Consider the following 20,564-nt stretch of genomic DNA (forward strand, 5'->3'; position numbering starts at 1 on the left):
TATCCTTAAGAGAATTGATTTCTTGTCATTGTAAAACACAGAAGCGACTCATCGGGCGCTCCCATGAAAGCACTCAGTTGGAAGGAAATCAACCCCATGTTTTGGTGAAGAGCCAATTATTTCACAAACGTATCGTACATCCATTCATAAAATTTTTCCTTCTCTTCAAATTGTGGATAATGAGCTGATTGTTCAAAAGCAATAAATTCCTTTTTATCGGCTTCAATCATATCAAAGTATTTTTTTGCTGTGTTAGATGAAGTTTGATAATCATATTTACCCATAACAAAATAGCATGGTAATTCAAGTTTTTTTACTTTAGTAGGTAATGGGTTTTTCATTACTTCATCTAATAGAGCTTTTTGAGAATAGGATAGCCCATAGTTGTAACGAATCACATCTAATAAGTTATACTCACGACTGAATAACATAGTATTTATGATATTCCCATCTGGGTTATCAATAAGTCTCGAAGATCCACCATATTTTGCAACATAATTCCGTGGAGTAAGCAGCTCACCATTTTTAATTTGTTCAGTTAACTCTTGTAAATATTGAACATCATCTGTATTGCCAGCTTTTTCTGCTTGCTGAATAACGTAGTTCAAACCGTCAATTTCGCTTCCTACTATATCACTCATCTGTCCAATTCCAACATATGCTGTAAATTTTTCAGGAGCTTTAGAGGCAGCTTGCGTTGCAATATACGTACCATAAGAGTGGCCAATTAATATTACTTTTTCTTTGCCAAGACGATCTGATATATAATCCGTCAAGGCCAATAAGTCATCTACGAGTAAGTCTGATGAAAGATTAGAATAATCCTCAAAAAAATGATATGATTTTCCGCTTGCTCTTTGGTCATAATTCACGACCGTAAAATTGTTTTCCAATAAGTTTTGATACTTACTGGCATACGGTATTTCTGAATATCCAGGCCCCCCATGTACAAAAATAATAACTGGATTATCCTTATCTTTGCCACGTATCATAATTTCATGATCACTTCCATTTATCTCTACTTGTTCTAATGCCCTTATGCTGTTATTACCTTTTATATGAGGGGTCCATGTAGGAAAAAAAAGTGCTACTATTAATGCTATTATAATAAATACTCCTGTATATTTTATTAATTTCTTTATATTTTTCATCTTATTCCTTTAATTCCTTTCTTGCTTAATGCAATCTGCAATCCAAATATAAGATTGATCAAAACATGCTTTTATTTAATGTGATAGGTATACTACAATTACCTTTTAATTTATCTTTATTTACGTCTTCTCCAACTTCATTAAATAAACAGTTTGCAGTTTGAGCATGCACTTTTTTACCTCCTTTTTAAATTTCATTTCATACTTTTACTCTACAAATGAAAAGTAATATACGGTAGTGCCTGTAAGTCATTAATAAGTAATAACTATTTAAAAAAAACGACAATTTATGACCATTGGCTAATATATATTACTTCTTAAAAAAAGTGGCTATTGAAAAGCTATTGATTCTCTCTTTTATTACGAAAATCAAAAGACGTTCCAGTTCATCACAATTAAAAAAGAATGTAGTCAAAGTCGATTTAACTTTGTCTACATTCTTTTATTTCAATGCTACTTTCTACTAGACTCTCTTCCATTGCTTTAATAATAGCAGCAGATCTGTTTTTTACATTTAACTTCGAATAAATGGTGGAAATATAATTTTTCACAGTTCCAATTGAAAGAAACATCTTTTCTGAAATGTCTTTATTGGACAATCCTTGAGTTATACATTTTAAAACTTTAAATTCTTGATTATTTAAATCATATGGATGATTCATGAAGTTATAGTCAAGTTGTTCCGAATGTTCGTTATTATTTGAACGTATCTGACCAAAGACCTCTTTTGCTAATTGTTGAGGAATGAGAGAACCTCCGTGATACACCATTTTAATCCCTTGAACTAAAAACTCAGGATCAACTGCCTTTAATATATAACCCTCTGCGCCAACATTTAAGGCATTCAAAACATGTGTAATATCTTGAAAAGTAGTAAGTATTATAACTTTTATATCGGGCCAACGTTTTTTAATTTCATCTGTCGCCCTTACACCATCCATCACCGGCATTTGAATATCCATTAAAAGAATATCAAGGTTTTCCCTCTCGCATAAAGCAATTGCCTTTTCTCCATTTTCCGCAGTTCCAACAATTTCAATGTCAGAAATACTTTCAATCACAATTTTTAAGCTTTTTCTTAAAATCTCTTGATCTTCAACTATTGCCGCTTTAATCATTATAACTACACTTCCTTCACCATCGGTATGCTGCACGTTATTCTCATGCCATTATTCAATTTAGAATATAAGTCAACTGTACCCGCTAATGCCGATATTCTGTCTTTCATTGAACGTAAGCCAAATCCTAAATTCAATTCATCACAACCGTTTCCATTATCTTCAATAAGAACAATCAATTCTTCTTGTTGAAAAGAAATATTTACTTTAATAAAAGTTGCCTGACCATGCCTTTTCGCATTTGTAAGTCCTTCTTGTATACAACGAATGACGGCAAACTTTATCCTATCACCGACTTTGATCTCTCCTCCTTCGACATCCAGGGTTATATCCGTTGATGTATGTTTCATAAAATCGACAATCAATTCTTTAACAGATTCAACAAGAGTTTGATGATTCGTTGGCGACATCTGGTGAATTGTTCTTCTCACATCGTTCAATCCATTTCGTGCTAAATCTGAAATCTCTTTTATACTTTTTTCTGCTTCTTTTTTATCTGCCCGATATAGAAAAGGAAGAGCATCTAAACTTGTTATGACCGATGTGAAAATATGGCCTACTGTATCATGTAAGTCTTGTGAAACTCTATTTCGTTCTTCCTTTATTGTTAGTTCCTCAATCTTTTTTGAGTAATATTCCAAATCCATGTTTTTATCTTCAATAGAAGCAATTAACTCTTTATTAGCGTTATTGACAATGGTCATCCTTCCTAAACATAACCCAATACCATAAATAATAGTTGTGTCAATAAAGCGTGCAAAGATATCCTCATAAAGATTGCCGGCCCATATACCAGCTAAAAAAATTGAAATGTATAAGAAAAGTCCTACCCATATTAATGGCTTAACTTGACAAGCATATGCAACAATAAGGATAGGCACGAATAAAATACTGTAAGTTTCTGATATTTCATATTGACTCGATATATAAATAAACAAAGAACCCGTTAACAACATCTCGGCAATTAAATAATATTGGAATTTTATAAGCTTAGGCCGATAAAATAGATGAGGTATTATACAAGAACAACTAGTCCATAAAAGTAAGGTCCATTTTTCCAAACCTGTTGTATTAACGAATATCGAGTAGCCATTAGAAGTAATCCATATCATACGAATAAGAGATAGAAAATAGTCCAACCAATGCCATTGCCTTTGATCCATTACTGCTTTCATACTTTTATCCCCCATTTTCACTGTCTATATCATCGTTCCTAAAACTTCTCATTTTCAAATCAAGGCTAGAGAAAATAAATTAAATTGCACTGCAGTTTTTGAGGGAAACTACCCATTCATTTCATTAACTATCCTCGTTTAAATTGCGATTAGCATCCCATGTATAATTCTCTATCACTATATGATGCAGGGATGATATTTCCTTCTTGTCTATATTCAAATAGAGTCAATATAGAAACTTTCAATTAAAATATAAATTTACGACCTTTATATTTTATCATATTAAGCTACTTCCCTTTTACATTTTTACCAAATTATATAATTCCCTTCTTCAACTAAACTGCACCGTTAGCCATCCATGAAGCGCAAAAATCAGCTCTTCACCACAAAAAATGAAAGATGATTAAGTTCTTTCATGGGAGTTGAAGAGCAACAATCTTTACGAAAACAGCCAAAATTAAAGCGATGATGTAAGGCGGATTTTGATTTTATGACGTACGAAATAGATATCAGTTTTTTTATTATATACTTTTACCAGAATCAAACTTAAAATGTAAATATACTGTTATATTACCAAAAGTTTGAGGGGACATCCTGGAGCGAAGTGGCTCATAGGATACGCAAAGTGGAACGAAATCAACTCCACGTTATTGTGATGAATTCATTTTTATAGGAATACTTTGAAGATTTATCGGAACAATTTCAGTTTTGATTAGCCAAACTGAAATTAGCGTACCTTTTGATACGCGATTAATTACATAAGAATCAGTAAGGAGTATTTTAAATGAAAATAAAGAAGAGTATGTTGTTTTTTATATCACCACTATTTCTATTAGCTTCTTGTAGTGATGATGATCCAGTTATTAAAAATAATGAGAAAATGTATGCATCATCAATTCAACAAAAGGAGATATATGAAATTAAACAACCTGCAAAATCTAATGTTTCAAGAGGGTTGATACTTAGTAATATGAACAATTCATTAAACGTCAGTGAAATTGAAGAAGGATTAATGGATTTATCAGGCGATTACTTTCCTACAAAGAAGTTTTATATGCAGGAAGGTCAATATCTAGATGGTGAGATTATAAATAAATGGTTAGATAGAAAATCAAAAGAAGGTTTTGGTTTAAACCCACCCATTAAAAAAAGTACTGGAGATGTTTTAGAGGATGAAAAAAATAATCCTAAAATATTATCTCATGTCTTAGAACAAAATTTTATTAACAAAGAAAACGGAAAAGTAGAAGGAATGTCTTTAGCCATATCCTTAAATGAATTTTATGACATTAGAGTACATGATGATAAAGGCTTAACTTATACAGATCAAGTTAAAGTCGATACGAACGAAGATGAGGTTAATGACGTAGAAAAATACGGTAAGGAAATAGCCGGAACTATAATAAAAAATATAAGAGAAAATAATAAAATACCCAATGTCCCTATTTATTTAACTTTATATCAAGAATCCAATAAAAACGATATAATTCCCGGAATATTTTTAGCTCAAACATTTATTCCTGAAGGCGAAGATAAAATAGATAAATGGGCTGGTATAGATATAAAAAATTATACATTCCCTTCAGATTCACTTTATAGCTTAGACAAAGAAACTTATAGTAAATTATTAATTTTCAAAGAAGATATCCAAGAAGGCTTTAAACATATAAATCCTAAAATAGTTGGTAAACTTCGATATGAAAACGGGAATTTAACCGAGTTAAAAATAGAGGTTAATGCGCCTTTAATAAATGATACTGAATTGATAGGTCTTTTACAGTTAACTAGTACTAAATTGAATACTATTTTATTTGATTATATTCCTATTTCTATTCGTATTAAAGATCAAAACCAAGATATCGGGATTGTCCTCTGGGATCCAACTGAAAAACAGATTTATGCAGCTCCATTATAATTTAACTTCTTACATTGTTAACTGCGCGAAAGCATAGCGTCGGCGGTAATTACGCTGGGGCATAATTGATTTTTTTATTACCTTCCTTCTTTTTGTATAATTCACCTCCATTTTGCGCATATATGGTAGTAACAAGGGAGGTTATTACATTGAAGAAGTTATTTTATTTGTTTTTACTAGCCACACTACTATTATCCGCTTGCGGGAAAAATACCGCTCCAAAGGAAGTTGCAGTCGATAAAAATACTTCCGTTGAAGATATAGTAGGAGCTATCGTTAAAAACAAATTTACTGTTGAAGAAAAGAATGGTATCGTATCAATCTCTATACAGGATACTGATGTGAAAAAAGGTATGAAAAGCCAAATGCTGAAGGATTCCACAAAAATATTTGCAGAGCTGTCTAAGCTTCAAAGTGTTAAAACTCCAGCTATTAGTTGGTATGCACCTTTAACGGACCCTAAGGGGGATAAATCTATGACGGAGCTATTGAATATTTATTTTAGTGAAGAAGATTTTAGAAAGGCTAATTGGGCAAACTATACCCAGCTAGATATTGAATCCATTGCTACTCATTATCATCAAAGTGCTTCTTTAGGACAATAGAATATTCTAACAACAAGATACCCCTCCGTGTATAACGAAAGGGTATCTTTTTTCTATTTACTAATTGCTTCAGACAATTTTTTTTGCCAGATACCTTTTCCATCTTTCGATATTAAGGGTCGCAATCATATACTACTCAGGGTATAAAATTATAGGCTCCTACCGATTTAAATTCCCTCTGTATTCATCAATACGAGACGCCAGCCATCAGGATCTTCAATTGTGACACCTTTTTCGGTCCAATATTGATTTTCTGGTTCCACTTCAGGGTAGCCCATTTGCAATAAGCGTTCAGCAATACGCTGTATAGTTGAACGCTTCGGGATATACAATACGAGCAAATTATCTTTTGTTGGTGCTGGGCAAGGGCTTCCTTCAATATGCTCTGTAAACTCTAAATGATAACCAGCATTCGGAAGACCAATCATGATACCAATGTAGCCCCGATGTCCTGAAAACGAACCGATTTTTTCTAACCCTACGCCTTCACAGTAAAATTTTTCAATTTCCTTTATTTTATCAGTCGGCCGTGCAACACGTACCTGCGCTACCTGTAATTCATCTGACCATTGTTGTCTCATTGTTATTTTTCTCCTTTTCAACCATTGTACAATCGCAAAATAGAGCTAAGGAACAGCCAATAGTCTGAAAAATCGCAATCAACCTTAATGCTCTTCAGAAATACCCGCGAAGTCCATGTAAATACCTGCAAAGTGACAAAAAATTACATATTTATCCTTTGATTGACATTCTGAATGAAAAATAACCAGCCCTATTCAAAGAACTGGTTACATTCAATCACTTTACCCCGCATTAACGACCAGTAATCGTGTACCGAAAGAGAAGCGTCGGGTATAACCTGGAGATTAATCAGAAGCAAAAAAGTTATAGGAGGTTTAACTGCCCGTAAACGCCCGATTGGTGAAGACTAATAATCAGTGGGGATGAAGAAAATCCCCACTGATTAAAGTTTCACTTTATACTGTTAAGGCGACACTAAAAGAAGCAGCTGTCTTCTCTTTTACTTCTTCTAAAGTTACACCCTCTGTTAATTCTATAAGCTGCATCCCTTCATCGGTAAAATCGAAAACAGCCAAATCTGTAATTAATCTATGCACAACTCCCTTTCCAGTTAACGGTAGCTCACATTGTTTTTTTATTTTGGACTCGCCGTTTTTATTGACATGCTCCATCACGACGACTACTCTTTTTGCCCCGACTACAAGATCCATGGCGCCTCCCATACCTTTCACCATTTTCCCTGGGATCATCCAGTTCGCAAGGTCACCCGTTTCAGATACTTCCATGCCACCTAAAATAGCAAGATCAATATGACCGCCACGAATCATGGCAAATGATTCGGCACTATCGAAGAAGGAAGCGCCGGGAACAACTGTAACCGTTTCTTTACCTGCATTAATTAAATCAGGATCGACTGCGTCTTCTACTGGGTATGGTCCAATGCCAAGAAGTCCGTTTTCTGATTGTAAAAGAACGTCATAATCAGACGGAATTGCATTGGCCACTAGCGTTGGGATACCAATACCTAAATTGACGTTCATGCCGTTCTGTATTTCTTTTACCGCTCTATTTACGATTCTTTGTCTTGTATCCGCCATCACGCATCCCCCTTTTTCACTGTCAAACGCTCGATACGCTTCTCATAATTGCCACCTAGTAAAACGCGTTGCACGAACACTCCCGGAGTATGAATATGATCTGGATCTAACTCTCCTACTTCAACAATTTCCTCTACTTCTGCAATCGTAATTTTTCCTGCCATTGCAGCGAGAGGATTAAAGTTACGTGATGTTTTTCTGAAAACTAAATTTCCTAGCTTGTCTGCCTTCCATGCTTTGACAAGAGCAAAATCTGCAACAATACCTTTTTCTAAAATATATTCCTTGCCATCAAAAACCTTTACTTCTTTTCGCTCAGCAATGGGTGTTCCAACTCCAGTAGCTGTGTAAAAGCCCGGAATTCCAGCTCCTCCAGCTCGCATACGTTCTGCCAACGTACCTTGTGGTGTCAATTCTACTTCAAGCTCCCCACTTAAAAACTGCTGCTCAAAAATTTTATTTTCACCTACGTAGGATGCGATCATTCTTTTGATTTGTTTATTTGCTAATAAAAGCCCTAAACCCCAATCATCCACACCACAGTTATTACTTACAACTGTTAAATCCTTTATTCCCCTTTGGACTAGTGCCGCAATTGATTTTTCCGGGATACCACATAGCCCGAAGCCCCCTACAGCTAATGTATCTCCATCTTTAATGTCGGCGACGGCTTCCTCAAACGAATTCCACACTTTCCCCTTCTTCATATCGAAACCCCCTAAAATTGCTCAGTTATTAAGAAAAATTCTACCTCAATACTATTTTATAAGTAAAGGAATAAATTAGAATACTATTTATTCTAAAAGTGCATAAATCAATTTTCTGAACGTATTGTATTAAGTAACTGCTTTAAGGCAAAAGATTGATATGTATTCTTTTTCGTAATAACACCTAAACGCCATGGCATGTCAAAATTAAGTAACGGAATAATTTTGACATTTTTATTCGTCTGCTTTGCGGCTATTGAATATGGTAAAAGTGTCACCCCTAAATTCGAGGAAACTAGCTCCACTATTAAATCCCATTGCGAGCTTTTATAGCCGATTATTGGTGTAAATCCTGCGCTTTTACATGATTTAATAACATAATCATGCAGTGTGAATTCCTCTGTGAAGATAATGAATGATTCATCTTTTAAATCTTGTAATAGAATATGTTCTTGCTGAGCCAATGGATGGGACTCATTAATAAAGACAAAAAATTGGTCTTCCACAAATGATTGGACCGTAAATTTTCTTTCATCTGTAGGTATGACAACAATCCCCATATCAACATCGCCATTTTCTACTAATGTTCCGATCATTTTAGCTCCACGTTCCACAAGCTCTAAATGCACCTTTGGATATTGCTTATGAAACTTTCGCGCGATTTCAGGGAAAAATAGTGTGCCAATTAATGGGGGTATCCCTAATTTAATCGTACCTGTCTCGATGTTCGATAAATCACCCAATAATATATGTAAATCATGTACAGAACGTATTATTTTTTGTCCTTGTTTATAGACGATACTACCAGCATCTGTTAACTCTATATTGCGTGTAGAGCGGTTTAATAACTCTACATGAAGAGCATTCTCCAACTTTCTAATGCTTTTGCTTAATGAAGGTTGTGATACAAAGGATTCATTAGCTGCCTTTGTAAAGCTCCCATGTTCAACAACAGTCATAAATGCTTTTAAATCTCGCAACTCCATATACATTCCCCCTATTTATTCTAAATTGTTATAAATAATATTCCTAAAACCCCTATTTAGTAATATATTCTCCTCATTTTCTACTAATCCTTCTTCTTAAAAATAAGTAGATAAATACAATAGAACTAAGGCTTTGCTATGATTTCAATAGTATTTAATCGGGCAATAACGATCATGATTTCATTTCTACATTACATCCCGCTTATTGTGCTTAATACCATTTTTATCTTCCTTAATTCGTTTTTCTATGTACAATTAGCAATAAGGGATGGCAGAAAAGGAAGGGGGATTTCTAACATGAAAACGTTAACAAGAATTTCAAATGCTATTATGGAAAAATATTTACCTGATCCATACATATTTGTCACTATCCTCACTGTATTAACGTTATTATTAGGGGTTGCATTAACAGATTCTTCTCCGCTCGATATGGTGATCTATTGGGGAGATGGTTTTTGGGAACTATTAGCATTTACAATGCAAATGGTGATTGTCTTAGCTGCAGGTCACATTTTAGCGAATAGTCCTGTGTTCAAGAAAGGATTAGCAGCCATTGCAAGTAAAATAAAAACACCAGGCATGGCAATTATCGTTATTACATTCGTATCATTAATAGCTTGCTGGATTAACTGGGGATTCGGGCTTGTCATTGGTGCTCTCTTTGCAAAGGAAATTGCTCGTCATGTTAAAAAGGTAGATTATCGCTTATTAATTGCTAGTGCCTACTCAGGCTTTGTAATTTGGCATGGCGGATTAGCTGGCTCCATTCCGTTATCCATTGCGACGGAAGGTCATAAGTTTGCTGACATTATGGGTATCATCCCAACAAATGTTACACTTTTTTCAACATATAACTTATTTATAGTCATTGTTATCGTCTTCACTTTACCGTTGTTTAACCGTTGGATGATGCCAAAGGAAGAAGATACGGTTGAGGTTGACCCCACTTTATTAGTAGAAGAAAAAACAGAGTTACCTAAGCCTGAAAACAACTTTGCCAGTCGCTCTGAACGAAGTTATATTTTAACGATTTTAATTGCTATTATCGGACTTGTTTATTTAGTTCATCATTTTATGACGAAAGGCTTTGTTCTTGATTTAAATGTGATTAATACGATTTTTATTGTGTTAGGGATCATTTTCCACGGGACACCACAGCGTTTCCTCGCTGCTGCACAAGATGCCATTAAAACAACTACAGGCATCGTTTTTCAATTCCCGTTTTATGCAGGGATTATGGGTATGATGACCGCTTCTGGTTTAGCTGCCGTATTTTCAAAATGGTTCGTTAATATTTCCAATGAACATACATTCTATTTGTTTACATTTTTCTCAGCGGGACTCGTTAACTTCTTTATACCGTCAGGCGGTGGACAATGGGCGGTGCAAGCTCCTATTATGCTAGATGCTGCAACCACTTTAGGTGCCGACTACGCTAAAACCGCTATGGCTATCGCGTGGGGTGATGCTTGGACGAATATGATTCAACCATTCTGGGCACTACCAGCCCTTGCGATCGCTGGCTTAAAGGCTAAAGATATAATGGGCTTCTGTTTATTCGTTTTAATCTTTACGGGCATTATTATTAGCATTGGCCTCCTTTTCTTCTAACCGAATATAGAGTTTTAAACTTCACGGGATGTTTATCCGTGAAGTTTTTTATTTACCCTCCGAGCGTAATCCACTAACGCAATCGTTAGTTCAAGATGCTGTTAAGTGGAATGTTGCACCAATCAACTCGTCCTCCTGATTGCGGATTCGTTGACAACAAAGTAGGAAAGAAATGTATCCACCCAACTTAAGAACAATTCAAATGTATCAACTGCAAACACGAAGCTAACGCAGACTTAAATGCAGCCGGCAACATTGCTATGGACGACATCGAAGAAATCATTTAAAAACAAATCGAAGTACAAAAATAACAAGAGGAACAAGCCAGCAATACGAGGACGTTTAACGCCTAAACAGCCAGCATTGAATGTCCTAGCCAGTTAACCGATACCCAAAGCCGTTTATTTATAGAGTAGCTTTTATTATTTATTCCCAAGGCATTTAAGAGGTATATAAGGGGCCTGACACATAGGGCGCATATCAACTCTCCCGGACATCTACGATTTATTAAACAACATTTCTCCATTAAAAAAAGCGCTAGGTAACCGCAGTTAACCAACGCCTTATTCATTATTGTTAAGAAGGTTTTACTTCCAGTCCTTCTTTATCTTTGAATTTGCCGATAATAATCATAATAAAATCGATCAATGTCCAGATACCTAGTCCACCCAAAGTTATAATCATTAAAATACCAGTACCTATTTTACCTGCGTAGAAGCGATGTATTCCTAGACCGCCTAAAAAGAAACATAGTAAAATCATTGCTATGTAGTTTTTTTCAGAAGTTTGTTGTTGCATTTTTATCAATCACCTTTCTTTTTTATGGAAGTAATTTACTTCATTTCCACCAAAAAGTCTACCATTCTTTTACGTTTTTCTCAATACCTTAATCTATCTTTTACGACTAAAAAAGTGCCAATCAATCATAGTTGATCAGCCCCTTATGCATTGCTGTTTATTATGTAGATCTTATGATAACAATCATAAACATATTGATTAATACCTAGATACCCAAGCCTTCTAAAGTTACATTCATTATTATCTTTGTAGCGTAGAAGTGGTGAGCTCCGAAATAACCTAGAAAGAAGAAAAGTAACATCGTTACTATATAGCTTCTATCTGATGAGTAATCCATTTTTCAATCGCATTAGTTATACATAAGAATGGAAGGGGTTTCTCTATGAGAACTTCTTGTACCACATAGCACTTCACAAAAAAATATTTAACGCTCGGTCTAAAGACCTCACTACGCCTCCCGCCGTGGGCTATATCTTTCACCGAAAACAAACATACGTTCTATCATATTGTATACATATTAAACGATATTAACAACACCTAATTAACAATCTAATATATAAGAAAAGAGGATATATGCTCTTATATTGAACATAATATCCTCTTATTAGTTTAGTCTATTTAACTTTAGTGGGCTTTCTCTAATACTAGCTTAATACCAAAGCCAATTAACACTGTACCCGTCAATCCTTCGATAACAGTTTTCGTCGTTGGCTTTTTCATAAATGCACTAATTTTATCTAACAAGTAAACATAGAACACAAACCAAAATCCTGTTAATGCCGTGTAAATAAGCCCCATTATAAGAAAAGGCATAAATGTACCACTTTTGCCATCTACAAACTGAGGTAAAAATGTTAGAAAAAATACAGCTACCTTTGGGTTTGTAACGTTCGTTAAGAAGCCTTGTTTAAAGCATGATTGCTCTGAATATTTGTGATCAATTTGGGTTTCGTCTTGTACAACTGGAGGCTGCGTACGTATTGCTCGTAATGCCCATAAGGTTTTGACACCTAAATAGCATAAATAGACTGCGCCGACGTATTTTAAAATGGTAAATACATATGCTGACTTTACAATAATCGCGGAAAGTCCGATAACCGCTGCAAAGGTATGGATCAATAATCCACAGCACGAACCGAGTAAAGTCTGTAAGCCTCCCTTTCTGCTTACGGTAAGTGTATTTTTTGTTGCGATCGCAGTATCCGGGCCAGGCAAAATAATTAATAAAATGCACATTAATAAAAAAACAGATATGTTCACCACTTTAACGACTCCTTTTAGTCAGAAAATTATAAAAATAATTTTAACATAAGTGAGGCTACACAAAAAGACATGGTGAAAATTTATCCAATGTATTTATAATTGACATATAACCTTAAGGTGTTATATATTCATAACACCTTAAGGTTATATTTTTGTGAAGGAGTTCATTTTAAATGACTGGAAAATTAGAGAATATTGTTAAAACGGTTACACTCAATGCACCGATTGAAAAAGTATGGGAAACAGTAACGGACGCTGAAAAGATTGCTTCTTGGCTTATGCCAAATGATTTTAAGCCAGTTGAAGGTCATGAATTTACAATACAATCACCATTTGGTCCTTCACCATGTCGAGTAGAACAAGTAGATGCTCCACATTTTGTTCGTTTTGCATGGGATACAGATGGATGGTTTGTCACTTTTGAACTGAAAGAAATTGGTGAGCAAACTGAATTCACGTTAACACATGGTGGCTGGAAAGAAGCTTCAAATATCATTCCTAAAGCCAACATGCCTGCTGAAGCCATTCGTACAACAATGGAGGGCGGCTGGACAATGCTTGTCGGCAAAAAATTAAAAGAAGTTGTGGAATCACAATGACACAGCTTGCTGTAAAGTATGATGTTTTTCAAGCAATCGCTGATCCGACAAGACGTCATGTCCTACAGCTACTTGCCTCAAGTGATAAACCGATCTCACTGATTTCTGAGAATTTTTCTATAAGCCGAACTGCTGTCGTAAAACATTTAAAAATTTTAGAACAGGCTGAACTAGTGTCTGCTCAGAAAAAAGGACGAGAAAAAATTTACACATTACATGCCGAAAAACTAAAAGAAATTGAAGACTGGCTACAATACTTTGATTTATTTTGGGATAATAAATTGGCACAATTACAAAGTATTTTTGAAGAAAATTAAATGTAAAGGAGCTGTCCCTAGTAAAGACAGCTCCTCGTTTAATAAAGATAAAATAACCCACCATTAATAATTTCTATTTTAATTTTTGTATCGTATTGTTCCTCTAATGCCTTCTTTTCAATGTCATAGCATTCCGGCTTATCTTCTTCTTCCTCATAAAAATAATCAAGTACTCGCTGATCATGCTGCCATCGTTTTTTTGCTTCAGTAGCCCATGAATGGTCATCACGTTCAATAATCTTTTCAATAGTAGCATGTAATCTTTCGAGTGCTCTAAGAGGCTTAATGATATATTGTACGTGAAAAGCATTGTCTGCTGGAACAGCGTCAAATTCAGATGTACATATCGTCTCTTGAAAATCCTCTTTTATGATCCCAGTTAGCAAGTTTATGCCAAATGAATAGAGCGTTTCTTTCGTTCGATCGCAGCAATACGACACTTTAAAATTAACACCAAGCCAAGGAGTTAAGATAACTTGCCCTATTTCATTATCCACCTTTTCAAAAAGCTGAACATAAGCTCCTAGCTCCCTTGTTGCTTGAAAAAGCTGGTTCATTCTCGGAGAACCAAAATGAATAGCTTCGCCATAAAGGCTCCCAGTTGATGCTGTTTGATTTGTAATGAAAGTTACTTGAGCTGGATTTGCCTCACTGTTTGTAGCTTCTACGTATTGCCAATAAAAAGGGCGATTCATTATTCTTTTATCAATATCAACGGTTAATTGTACAGTAAGATAATGCTGATCTTCTCCTAATATAGGGCAATCATTTTCATTAAAAAATTGGCGTAAATAACTATGAACTTGCTGTGGATACATGGTCCTTCTCCCTTACATTATACAGATTCTTTAAAGTTAGATAGAATCGCATCTAAATCGCCTACTACCTTTTCGAACACATCAATTTTCGTATGAAGTAATGCTAATATGTTCTCTTCAATCGTATTGGCAATAGCCAGATTATAAATATGAACATCATGCTCTTGTCCTAATCGATGTACACGCCCTATTCGTTGCTCTAGCTTCATAGGGTTCCAGGGCAAATCATAGTTAATGACATGATGGCAAAATTGAAGGTTAATCCCTTCGCCACCTGCCTCTGTCGCGATTAGAACCTGTGCCCTTTCCTTAAAAAGATGCTTCATATAATCACGTTTACTTTTATTATATTTACCGTTGAATAGGACACTCGTTATACCATGAGAATGTAAATACCATTGCAAGTAAATTTGAGTAGCTCTATACTCTGTAAAAATAATCACTTTATCCTTGGCCTGTTCGACTATTTCAAGTGTCTTTTTCGCCTTTGAATTCACTTCTAAGGCCATTAATTTTTCTAGTATTTCTTCAATTTCTTGTGGTTGCTCATTGTCTTCAAGCATTTTAGATAATGTTAAACCTGTTGCTTCCTTGCTACTACACATTTCCTTCTGCAATGTAATCATTGAAAATGAGGCTGTATTTTGAAGCATTCCGAGCAGATTATAAACTTCCTCTTCTTCCTTCGTAAATTGGATCGGAATAATTTGAACACGGCGATTTGTCCATTCAATACCCGTGTCCTCTCTCCTATTCCTCACCATCACCTGATTCACTAATTCCTTTAAATAATCATCATGCTCTAAATCATGCTTACTTGCTGAGAATGCAGTTTGAAATGTATCATAATTGCCAAGATGACCAGGCTTAAGTAAGGAAATAAGATAAAATAATTCAAAGACATCGTTTTGAATCGGTGTAGCCGTTAATAATAAACAAAACTTTTTCTTTAAGCTTTGTACGAATTCATAAATTTGTGTTTTATGATTTTTTAGTTTATGAGCCTCGTCGATAATTATCATGTCGTAATCCTGCTCATAAATACGCTCTTTGTGAGGACTTTTCTTTGCCGTATCCATACTCATAATAAGGACATCATGGCGCTCAATCTGAACATTTTTCTTATAAGCTACTGCCGGAATGTGGAACTTTATATTTAACTCTTCAACCCATTGATTAATAAGAGACGCTGGAGCTAATACTAATGCTTTTTTAACGAGGCCTCGAATCAAATATTCCTTTAAAACTAAACCTGCTTCAATTGTTTTACCAAGACCTACTTCATCAGCTAAAATCGCTTTACCATTCATACGTTCAATGACTGTCTCTGCTGCTTCCAACTGGTGCTTAAGCGGCTTTAAATTTGGTAAATACTTTGTCGCCTGTAAACCTGTGAAATCAGGAATTAGCTTCATTTTCACAATGTCATAATTCATCTTGTACAATGTCCAACTATCCCATTTTTCAAGTTCATTTAGTTTATTGATAAAGCCTTCTTCCCATTCGGACGACCTTTCAATTTTCATGATCATCACCTCATACCATTATTTCTAAAGTTTAGGTTGTCCAAAAAAGAGAAAGCTATGTCAAGGTTTTGCGAAAGAATCACTAGAAAGTAAGCTATGCTCCGGCAAAGCGAGTAGTTGATAGTTGATTTCCGTTCCGGCTAGGCGCTTTGTTGCTGACGCTTCGCTTTCGCACAGATAAAACTTTTGTTGCTGACGCTTCGCTTTCGCACAGATAAAACTTTTGTTGCTGTCGCTTCGCTTTCGCACAGATAAAACATTTGTTGCTGTCGCTTCGCTGCAGGGTCTCTTCTGGGACGCTCCTGATCCCCAAGGAGTCGCCCAGCCTTCACTCCAATCAACTTATTCACATTACTTACATTTCAAAATGACATTTCAACCTTTCCGTGATAAACTTTCTCTTTTTTAAATACAGCTAAAGGAAAAAATTCATATTATCTAATACCGTATTATTTTCTGCAAAGTTCTATTGCATATACTCCATGATTACCGCGCATGCAAAATTTATAACTTACAAATCCGATCCCTGTAAAAAACTTAAATATAGGCTGTTTTCTCAAAGAATGTTGTTAATCGAACGAGGGGCCCATATTTAAAAGAGTATGTTATATTTTGGATTGCAAGAAAGGTCGAATGAAATAGTATAATTAAGCGTTATTTAACTTATTTCGTAAGAGGTGCTTAGTATGTTTAAAAAGAAAATATTGATTGGACATTCAGAAGATACTGCCCAGGCAATTATTGAACACAGAGAAAAAGGGAACGTTCCGTCAGAAGATACCGCTCAGGCAATGATCGAATACTTAGAGACAAGTAACATTCCGTTTGAAGATACTGTCCAGACAATTATCGAATACTTAGAGAAAAGCAATGTCCCATTTGAAGCAGGTATCGAAGCCGTTTTAAAGCCGTCGTCTGAAGTATACGAGCTTTTTTATACGGTCAAAGTTCAAAAAAAATATGCAAAACAAGTGGAAGCCTTTGTTACGCAGTATGTGTCGCAAGAAGATCTGATGCATCGGTATAAAGTGGCGAATAAGAAAAGTAGAAAATTAGATAGGAAAGAAAGAGCCCCTTATTTGCTTGCAGCCTTTATATATTTTAATGCAGTAGCGGCTTTCCAAACGAGTAAAGACTTAGGAGCGTACAACGTTTCGTTTATTGTTGGCGCCTTTTTATTAATGTGCGGCATGTTTATGACGACAAAATATTACAAAGCGATGAAAAAAGAATCGGGTGATTTAAGAGAGAATAATAAGACGTTGATGATGATCGGTATTTGTATGATATTTCAGCCGTTACTTTTTTTATATCTGCACTTCGACTTTTTAATTACTTCTTTTAGATAGAGACCTTGTTCTAGTGTCTTAAATAAGGTTTTTTGGTCTGCATTCTTTATTTCCATAACCACTTCATAAACATATCTCTACAATATCAAACGCTTCCTTGAATCTGCATTATATTCGACATTTATCAAATTCGTATAAGCAACAATCTATACGAAAACAGCCTAAATATAAGACCTCTTACAATTTAAAAGGATAATGGTATTAAGATAGTCTTTTTATTTCCTTCCTTTTTTCATACAATTAAAGAAGTATCACTTTTCCAAAAAATTACGTTTTTAAAAAAGGGATTATGCCCCGATTTAATAGGACTTATATATACCGAGGAGGTTACTATGAATATTCTTGAAGCATTATCAATGTCAATGCCTTACATTCATTTAGCTATGAAGGGCGAGGCCATGATGGCGGTAGTAGAAAAAGAGAGTGAGAGCATTATTACTTATTTACCCGGGAAACGCTTAGATGCTGGGTATAAAAATGGACAAAAAATCCATCCAGATGATGCAATTTTACATCTTCCACTTAAAGGAAAAAATACTGATGAACCTGTACCAAAAGAGGTTTACGGCGTGGACTTTAACGCATTTTCTTTTCCTGTTCGTGAAAATGGGCATATCGTAGGCGCGCTAGCCTTTGGATTACCTATTGACCACGCTCTCCAAATGGATAAATATATAGTTACTATGAATGATATTATTCAAAACCTACAGGATAAAGTACATACAATTGCCTCTCATTCGGAGGAGCTAGCTGCAACTAGTGAAGAAATTAATAAGCAGACACAATTTGCTTTAGAGGATGCTGAAAAAACAAATGGTATTACGGATTTGATAAAAAATATTTCTCGTCAAACCAATTTACTCGGACTAAATGCATCGATTGAGGCAGCACGTGCAGGTCAGCATGGTGCCGGATTTAATATAGTTGCACAAGAAGTTCGCAAGCTTTCTACTGAAACAACTACCGCTACTGATAACATTGAATCCTCACTTCGAAGCATCAATCATAATCTTGAAAATTTAAAGCAAAACATGACTCAAATAAATGGTGCCACAAACGAACAGGCTCAACTTGTTCAGGACTTTAGTGAAATCATTGATGAGCTTAATATGCTTAGTATGGAAATGAAGGGTTTTATGTCTAACGTAATGAAATAAAGGCATATATCAACGTAAAAATCCGCCTCGCTTTCTGTGGTCAATACAGAACCACATAAGTCTGCGCGGATTTTTTACTTTTGGGCACTGTTAGAAATAATTACCGAAACAACGAAGTCGATGACAAAGATTTACAAAATATACTGTGTGATTACTTTTTGGTACACTATTGAAAAAAGCGAAAATGAGGGCAACATGAAAAGGAAAATATTCATTCTACATGAGATTTATGGCGTCAACGATTTTATAAAAGCGCAAGTTGAAGCATACAGTAACGCCAACACTACTGTTGAGTGCATTTCTTTATATTCAGACGATAGAATATTTCCATATGAACAAGAACAGGAAGCCTATGAATATTTCATAAATGAAGTTGGCTTTGATGCTCCTCTCGATAAACTATCCGAAAAGATATTGGAAGCTAGAACATATTTTGATGAAGTGCTGTTAATCGGATTTAGTGTAGGTGCAACATTAGCTTGGAGACTATCAACGCTACCATTACAAGGTATCGTTTGCGTTTATGGTTCACGCATTCGTCAATACTTGGATGCAATCCCCTCCTGTCCGACACTCGTTATTTTACCAAGTCATGAGAAAAGCTTTAATGTCCATGAATTAATGGAAACACTCGATACATTACCAGCTGTTCACACGAGGCAATATCTAGGTCAGCATGGTTTTATGGACTTCAACAATTCAAACTACAATCATGGAAGTTATTTACAATCTCAGGCTGAAATCTCGCAATTTTTCGAAATTAAGAAAGTCAAGGAGGACTAAGGAATGAACCAAACCGAAAGCATAATTATTGACCCTTATATAGAAGGAGGAAATGTAATTTATCCTAACTTTCACCTATCTATGCAGCCTGGCATTATTATTGGTATCCATACAGACGTGTCAAAAATACATACATTAATACAGTGGTTTTCGAAGCGAAGCAATACGTATACACATTTTCGTGAAAATGCCTTGTATGAGCGACTGACGGTTCGAGAGTATATCAAATTTTGCTTAAAGCTTTTCAATGCTTCTTCTGAAAAGATGGAGGATCTATTAACATTGTTCGCTTTAACGGAGCAAAAAAGCATTAAAATCAGCAAGCTCTCAAATAGCGAAAAGCAACGCTTAAAATTAATTCATACATATCTTAATCAGGCACAGATACAAGTTTTAGAAGAACCATTCCAAAATCTAGATGAGTTTTCCAAGCAAACAGTCATTCAATTACTGGATATCCTTCAAATACAGAATAAAACAGTCATTTTATTATCTAACAATCTTGAGGATTTAATTATTTCGAGTACAGAAGTACATAGACTAGATACAATGGGCATACATGCATTAGATGTTAAAGAGGATGAAACAGAAACGACTTCCCCCTCTCAAGAAAACGTACCGATTCGACTTGATAAAATCCCTACAAAGAAAAATGATAAGATCATTTTATTTAATCCCCCTGAAATTGATTTTATCGAAAGTGTTGAGGGTGTTGTTTCACTATATGTTGCAGGTGAAGCCTATCCATGTACATTATCATTAAATGATCTTGAGCAAAAATTGACACCGTTCGGCTTCTTTAGAAGTCATCGCTCTTATATCGTTAACTTACAAAAGGTACGGGAAATCATTACGTGGACTCGCAATAGCTACAGCTTAGCCCTGAATAGCACTGAAAAGACCGTAGTACCTTTGTCGAAAAATAAACTCGCAGATTTAAAGGAAATACTCGGAATTTAGTAGATTTCCCAGGAAATAAACGACTCCTGTCAGCTGAAATATTTCTCCACTAATGGTCATTTTACTGCCTTTCACCTGTAATTTAATGTTGAGACCCTTATTGTCCC

The 20,564-nt window shown here is 35.2% G+C and carries 21 protein-coding genes and 1 pseudogene; 10 read left to right on the forward strand and 12 right to left on the reverse strand.

The window, feature by feature from the left end:
• Window positions 1-116 precede the first annotated feature (116 nt).
• The 3 genes from ACMZ42_RS12165 to ACMZ42_RS12175 form a co-directional block, all read right to left on the reverse strand.
• On the reverse strand, window positions 117-1,151 hold the full coding sequence (locus ACMZ42_RS12165; RefSeq protein WP_415731631.1) for an alpha/beta fold hydrolase: 1,035 nt from the start codon (window positions 1,149-1,151) through the stop codon (window positions 117-119).
• A gap of 422 nt (window positions 1,152-1,573) precedes the next feature.
• Window positions 1,574-2,305 (reverse strand): response regulator, encoded by a 732-nt coding sequence (locus ACMZ42_RS12170; RefSeq protein ID WP_415731632.1) that lies wholly within the window; start codon window positions 2,303-2,305, stop codon window positions 1,574-1,576.
• Complete coding sequence (locus ACMZ42_RS12175; protein ID WP_415731634.1) at window positions 2,275-3,444, reverse strand: sensor histidine kinase; 1,170 nt, start codon at window positions 3,442-3,444, stop codon at window positions 2,275-2,277. Before ACMZ42_RS12175 ends, ACMZ42_RS12170 begins: the two co-directional genes overlap by 31 nt.
• Window positions 3,445-4,228: 784 nt before the next feature.
• On the opposite strand from ACMZ42_RS12175, the gene ACMZ42_RS12180 reads away from it, so the two are divergent.
• The gene (locus ACMZ42_RS12180) at window positions 4,229-5,359 is read left to right on the forward strand and encodes a CamS family sex pheromone protein (RefSeq protein ID WP_370080880.1); all 1,131 of its coding nucleotides are present in this window, start codon (window positions 4,229-4,231) and stop codon (window positions 5,357-5,359) included.
• Between the two features lie 149 nt (window positions 5,360-5,508).
• Complete coding sequence (locus tag ACMZ42_RS12185; protein WP_415731635.1) at window positions 5,509-5,964, forward strand: hypothetical protein; 456 nt, start codon at window positions 5,509-5,511, stop codon at window positions 5,962-5,964.
• Window positions 5,965-6,131: 167 nt separating this feature from the next.
• Here ACMZ42_RS12185 and ACMZ42_RS12190 read toward each other — a convergent pair whose 3' ends face one another.
• The 4 genes from ACMZ42_RS12190 to ACMZ42_RS12205 all read right to left on the reverse strand — a co-directional run bounded on the left by ACMZ42_RS12190 (window position 6,132) and on the right by ACMZ42_RS12205 (window position 9,276).
• A complete protein-coding gene (locus ACMZ42_RS12190) occupies window positions 6,132-6,545 on the reverse strand; it encodes a VOC family protein (RefSeq protein WP_415731636.1) in 414 nt (137 codons plus the stop codon).
• 396 nt (window positions 6,546-6,941) lie between these two features.
• On the reverse strand, window positions 6,942-7,583 hold the full coding sequence (locus tag ACMZ42_RS12195; protein ID WP_370080874.1) for a 3-oxoacid CoA-transferase subunit B: 642 nt from the start codon (window positions 7,581-7,583) through the stop codon (window positions 6,942-6,944).
• On the reverse strand, window positions 7,583-8,290 hold the full coding sequence (locus ACMZ42_RS12200) for a CoA transferase subunit A (protein WP_415731637.1): 708 nt from the start codon (window positions 8,288-8,290) through the stop codon (window positions 7,583-7,585). Before ACMZ42_RS12200 ends, ACMZ42_RS12195 begins: the two co-directional genes overlap by 1 nt.
• Before the next feature lie 107 nt (window positions 8,291-8,397).
• Window positions 8,398-9,276 (reverse strand): LysR family transcriptional regulator, encoded by an 879-nt coding sequence (locus ACMZ42_RS12205; RefSeq protein WP_370080870.1) that lies wholly within the window; start codon window positions 9,274-9,276, stop codon window positions 8,398-8,400.
• A gap of 297 nt (window positions 9,277-9,573) precedes the next feature.
• Between ACMZ42_RS12205 and ACMZ42_RS12210 the strand changes: the two genes are divergently transcribed.
• Complete coding sequence (locus ACMZ42_RS12210) at window positions 9,574-10,887, forward strand: short-chain fatty acid transporter (protein WP_415731638.1); 1,314 nt, start codon at window positions 9,574-9,576, stop codon at window positions 10,885-10,887.
• Between the two features lie 200 nt (window positions 10,888-11,087).
• Window positions 11,088-11,174, forward strand: a pseudogene (locus tag ACMZ42_RS12215) (hypothetical protein); the annotation flags it as partial.
• Between the two features lie 289 nt (window positions 11,175-11,463).
• Here the strand turns inward: ACMZ42_RS12215 and ACMZ42_RS12220 are convergent.
• The 3 genes from ACMZ42_RS12220 to ACMZ42_RS12230 all read right to left on the reverse strand — a co-directional run bounded on the left by ACMZ42_RS12220 (window position 11,464) and on the right by ACMZ42_RS12230 (window position 12,948).
• Window positions 11,464-11,685: a TM2 domain-containing protein gene (locus ACMZ42_RS12220; RefSeq protein WP_415731639.1), complete on the reverse strand. Its 222-nt coding sequence runs from the start codon at window positions 11,683-11,685 to the stop codon at window positions 11,464-11,466.
• Between the two features lie 205 nt (window positions 11,686-11,890).
• Entirely contained in the window at window positions 11,891-12,022 is a 132-nt protein-coding gene (locus ACMZ42_RS12225) for an NINE protein (protein ID WP_415731640.1), read from the reverse strand.
• Window positions 12,023-12,309: 287 nt separating this feature from the next.
• The gene (locus tag ACMZ42_RS12230; protein WP_415731641.1) at window positions 12,310-12,948 is read right to left on the reverse strand and encodes a LysE family translocator; all 639 of its coding nucleotides are present in this window, start codon (window positions 12,946-12,948) and stop codon (window positions 12,310-12,312) included.
• Window positions 12,949-13,121: 173 nt separating this feature from the next.
• Between ACMZ42_RS12230 and ACMZ42_RS12235 the strand changes: the two genes are divergently transcribed.
• Together ACMZ42_RS12235 and ACMZ42_RS12240 are read left to right on the forward strand one after the other, a co-directional pair.
• Window positions 13,122-13,547: an SRPBCC family protein gene (locus ACMZ42_RS12235; protein WP_415731642.1), complete on the forward strand. Its 426-nt coding sequence runs from the start codon at window positions 13,122-13,124 to the stop codon at window positions 13,545-13,547.
• Window positions 13,544-13,864: an ArsR/SmtB family transcription factor gene (locus ACMZ42_RS12240; RefSeq protein WP_415731643.1), complete on the forward strand. Its 321-nt coding sequence runs from the start codon at window positions 13,544-13,546 to the stop codon at window positions 13,862-13,864. Before ACMZ42_RS12235 ends, ACMZ42_RS12240 begins: the two co-directional genes overlap by 4 nt.
• A 38-nt stretch (window positions 13,865-13,902) precedes the next feature.
• On the opposite strand, the gene ACMZ42_RS12245 is transcribed toward ACMZ42_RS12240, so the two are convergent.
• Both ACMZ42_RS12245 and ACMZ42_RS12250 read right to left on the reverse strand, forming a co-directional pair.
• Window positions 13,903-14,682 (reverse strand): YqhG family protein, encoded by a 780-nt coding sequence (locus tag ACMZ42_RS12245; RefSeq protein ID WP_415731644.1) that lies wholly within the window; start codon window positions 14,680-14,682, stop codon window positions 13,903-13,905.
• A 17-nt stretch (window positions 14,683-14,699) separates the two neighbouring features.
• Window positions 14,700-16,214 carry a DEAD/DEAH box helicase gene (locus tag ACMZ42_RS12250; RefSeq protein WP_415731645.1) on the reverse strand — a complete coding sequence of 505 codons (1,515 nt, stop codon included), beginning with the start codon at window positions 16,212-16,214 and terminating at the stop codon, window positions 14,700-14,702.
• 680 nt (window positions 16,215-16,894) lie between these two features.
• Here ACMZ42_RS12250 and ACMZ42_RS12255 point away from each other — a divergent pair.
• The 4 genes from ACMZ42_RS12255 (at window position 16,895) to ACMZ42_RS12270 (ending at window position 20,457) form a co-directional block, all read left to right on the forward strand.
• Window positions 16,895-17,557, forward strand: a complete 663-nt coding sequence (locus tag ACMZ42_RS12255; RefSeq protein ID WP_415731646.1) for a hypothetical protein — start codon at window positions 16,895-16,897, stop codon at window positions 17,555-17,557.
• A gap of 332 nt (window positions 17,558-17,889) precedes the next feature.
• On the forward strand, window positions 17,890-18,714 hold the full coding sequence (locus tag ACMZ42_RS12260) for a methyl-accepting chemotaxis protein (RefSeq protein WP_415731647.1): 825 nt from the start codon (window positions 17,890-17,892) through the stop codon (window positions 18,712-18,714).
• 195 nt (window positions 18,715-18,909) lie between these two features.
• Window positions 18,910-19,497 (forward strand): dienelactone hydrolase family protein, encoded by a 588-nt coding sequence (locus ACMZ42_RS12265; protein WP_415731648.1) that lies wholly within the window; start codon window positions 18,910-18,912, stop codon window positions 19,495-19,497.
• 3 nt (window positions 19,498-19,500) lie between these two features.
• Entirely contained in the window at window positions 19,501-20,457 is a 957-nt protein-coding gene (locus ACMZ42_RS12270) for a LytTR family transcriptional regulator DNA-binding domain-containing protein (RefSeq protein WP_415731649.1), read from the forward strand.
• Window positions 20,458-20,564: the final 107 nt, after the last annotated feature.

Origin of the sequence: Lysinibacillus sp. NPDC056185, assembly GCF_047737915.1 — a bacterium.
Lineage (GTDB): Bacteria > Bacillota > Bacilli > Bacillales_A > Planococcaceae > Lysinibacillus.

What these genes read in the sequence shown, in the direction of transcription:
- ACMZ42_RS12165 (WP_415731631.1), bottom strand. Translation starts at nt 1,151, where the DNA reads ATGAAAAATATAAAGAAATTAATAAAATATACAGGAGTATTTATTATA.
- ACMZ42_RS12175 (WP_415731634.1), bottom strand. Translation starts at nt 3,444, where the DNA reads ATGAAAGCAGTAATGGATCAAAGGCAATGGCATTGGTTGGACTATTTT.
- ACMZ42_RS12180 (WP_370080880.1), top strand. Translation starts at nt 4,229, where the DNA reads ATGAAAATAAAGAAGAGTATGTTGTTTTTTATATCACCACTATTTCTA.
- ACMZ42_RS12190 (WP_415731636.1), bottom strand. Translation starts at nt 6,545, where the DNA reads ATGAGACAACAATGGTCAGATGAATTACAGGTAGCGCAGGTACGTGTT.
- ACMZ42_RS12195 (WP_370080874.1), bottom strand. Translation starts at nt 7,583, where the DNA reads ATGGCGGATACAAGACAAAGAATCGTAAATAGAGCGGTAAAAGAAATA.
- ACMZ42_RS12200 (WP_415731637.1), bottom strand. Translation starts at nt 8,290, where the DNA reads ATGAAGAAGGGGAAAGTGTGGAATTCGTTTGAGGAAGCCGTCGCCGAC.
- ACMZ42_RS12205 (WP_370080870.1), bottom strand. Translation starts at nt 9,276, where the DNA reads ATGGAGTTGCGAGATTTAAAAGCATTTATGACTGTTGTTGAACATGGG.
- ACMZ42_RS12210 (WP_415731638.1), top strand. Translation starts at nt 9,574, where the DNA reads ATGAAAACGTTAACAAGAATTTCAAATGCTATTATGGAAAAATATTTA.
- ACMZ42_RS12220 (WP_415731639.1), bottom strand. Translation starts at nt 11,685, where the DNA reads ATGCAACAACAAACTTCTGAAAAAAACTACATAGCAATGATTTTACTA.
- ACMZ42_RS12225 (WP_415731640.1), bottom strand. Translation starts at nt 12,022, where the DNA reads ATGGATTACTCATCAGATAGAAGCTATATAGTAACGATGTTACTTTTC.
- ACMZ42_RS12235 (WP_415731642.1), top strand. Translation starts at nt 13,122, where the DNA reads ATGACTGGAAAATTAGAGAATATTGTTAAAACGGTTACACTCAATGCA.
- ACMZ42_RS12240 (WP_415731643.1), top strand. Translation starts at nt 13,544, where the DNA reads ATGACACAGCTTGCTGTAAAGTATGATGTTTTTCAAGCAATCGCTGAT.
- ACMZ42_RS12245 (WP_415731644.1), bottom strand. Translation starts at nt 14,682, where the DNA reads ATGTATCCACAGCAAGTTCATAGTTATTTACGCCAATTTTTTAATGAA.
- ACMZ42_RS12250 (WP_415731645.1), bottom strand. Translation starts at nt 16,214, where the DNA reads ATGATCATGAAAATTGAAAGGTCGTCCGAATGGGAAGAAGGCTTTATC.
- ACMZ42_RS12255 (WP_415731646.1), top strand. Translation starts at nt 16,895, where the DNA reads ATGTTTAAAAAGAAAATATTGATTGGACATTCAGAAGATACTGCCCAG.
- ACMZ42_RS12260 (WP_415731647.1), top strand. Translation starts at nt 17,890, where the DNA reads ATGAATATTCTTGAAGCATTATCAATGTCAATGCCTTACATTCATTTA.
- ACMZ42_RS12265 (WP_415731648.1), top strand. Translation starts at nt 18,910, where the DNA reads ATGAAAAGGAAAATATTCATTCTACATGAGATTTATGGCGTCAACGAT.
- ACMZ42_RS12270 (WP_415731649.1), top strand. Translation starts at nt 19,501, where the DNA reads ATGAACCAAACCGAAAGCATAATTATTGACCCTTATATAGAAGGAGGA.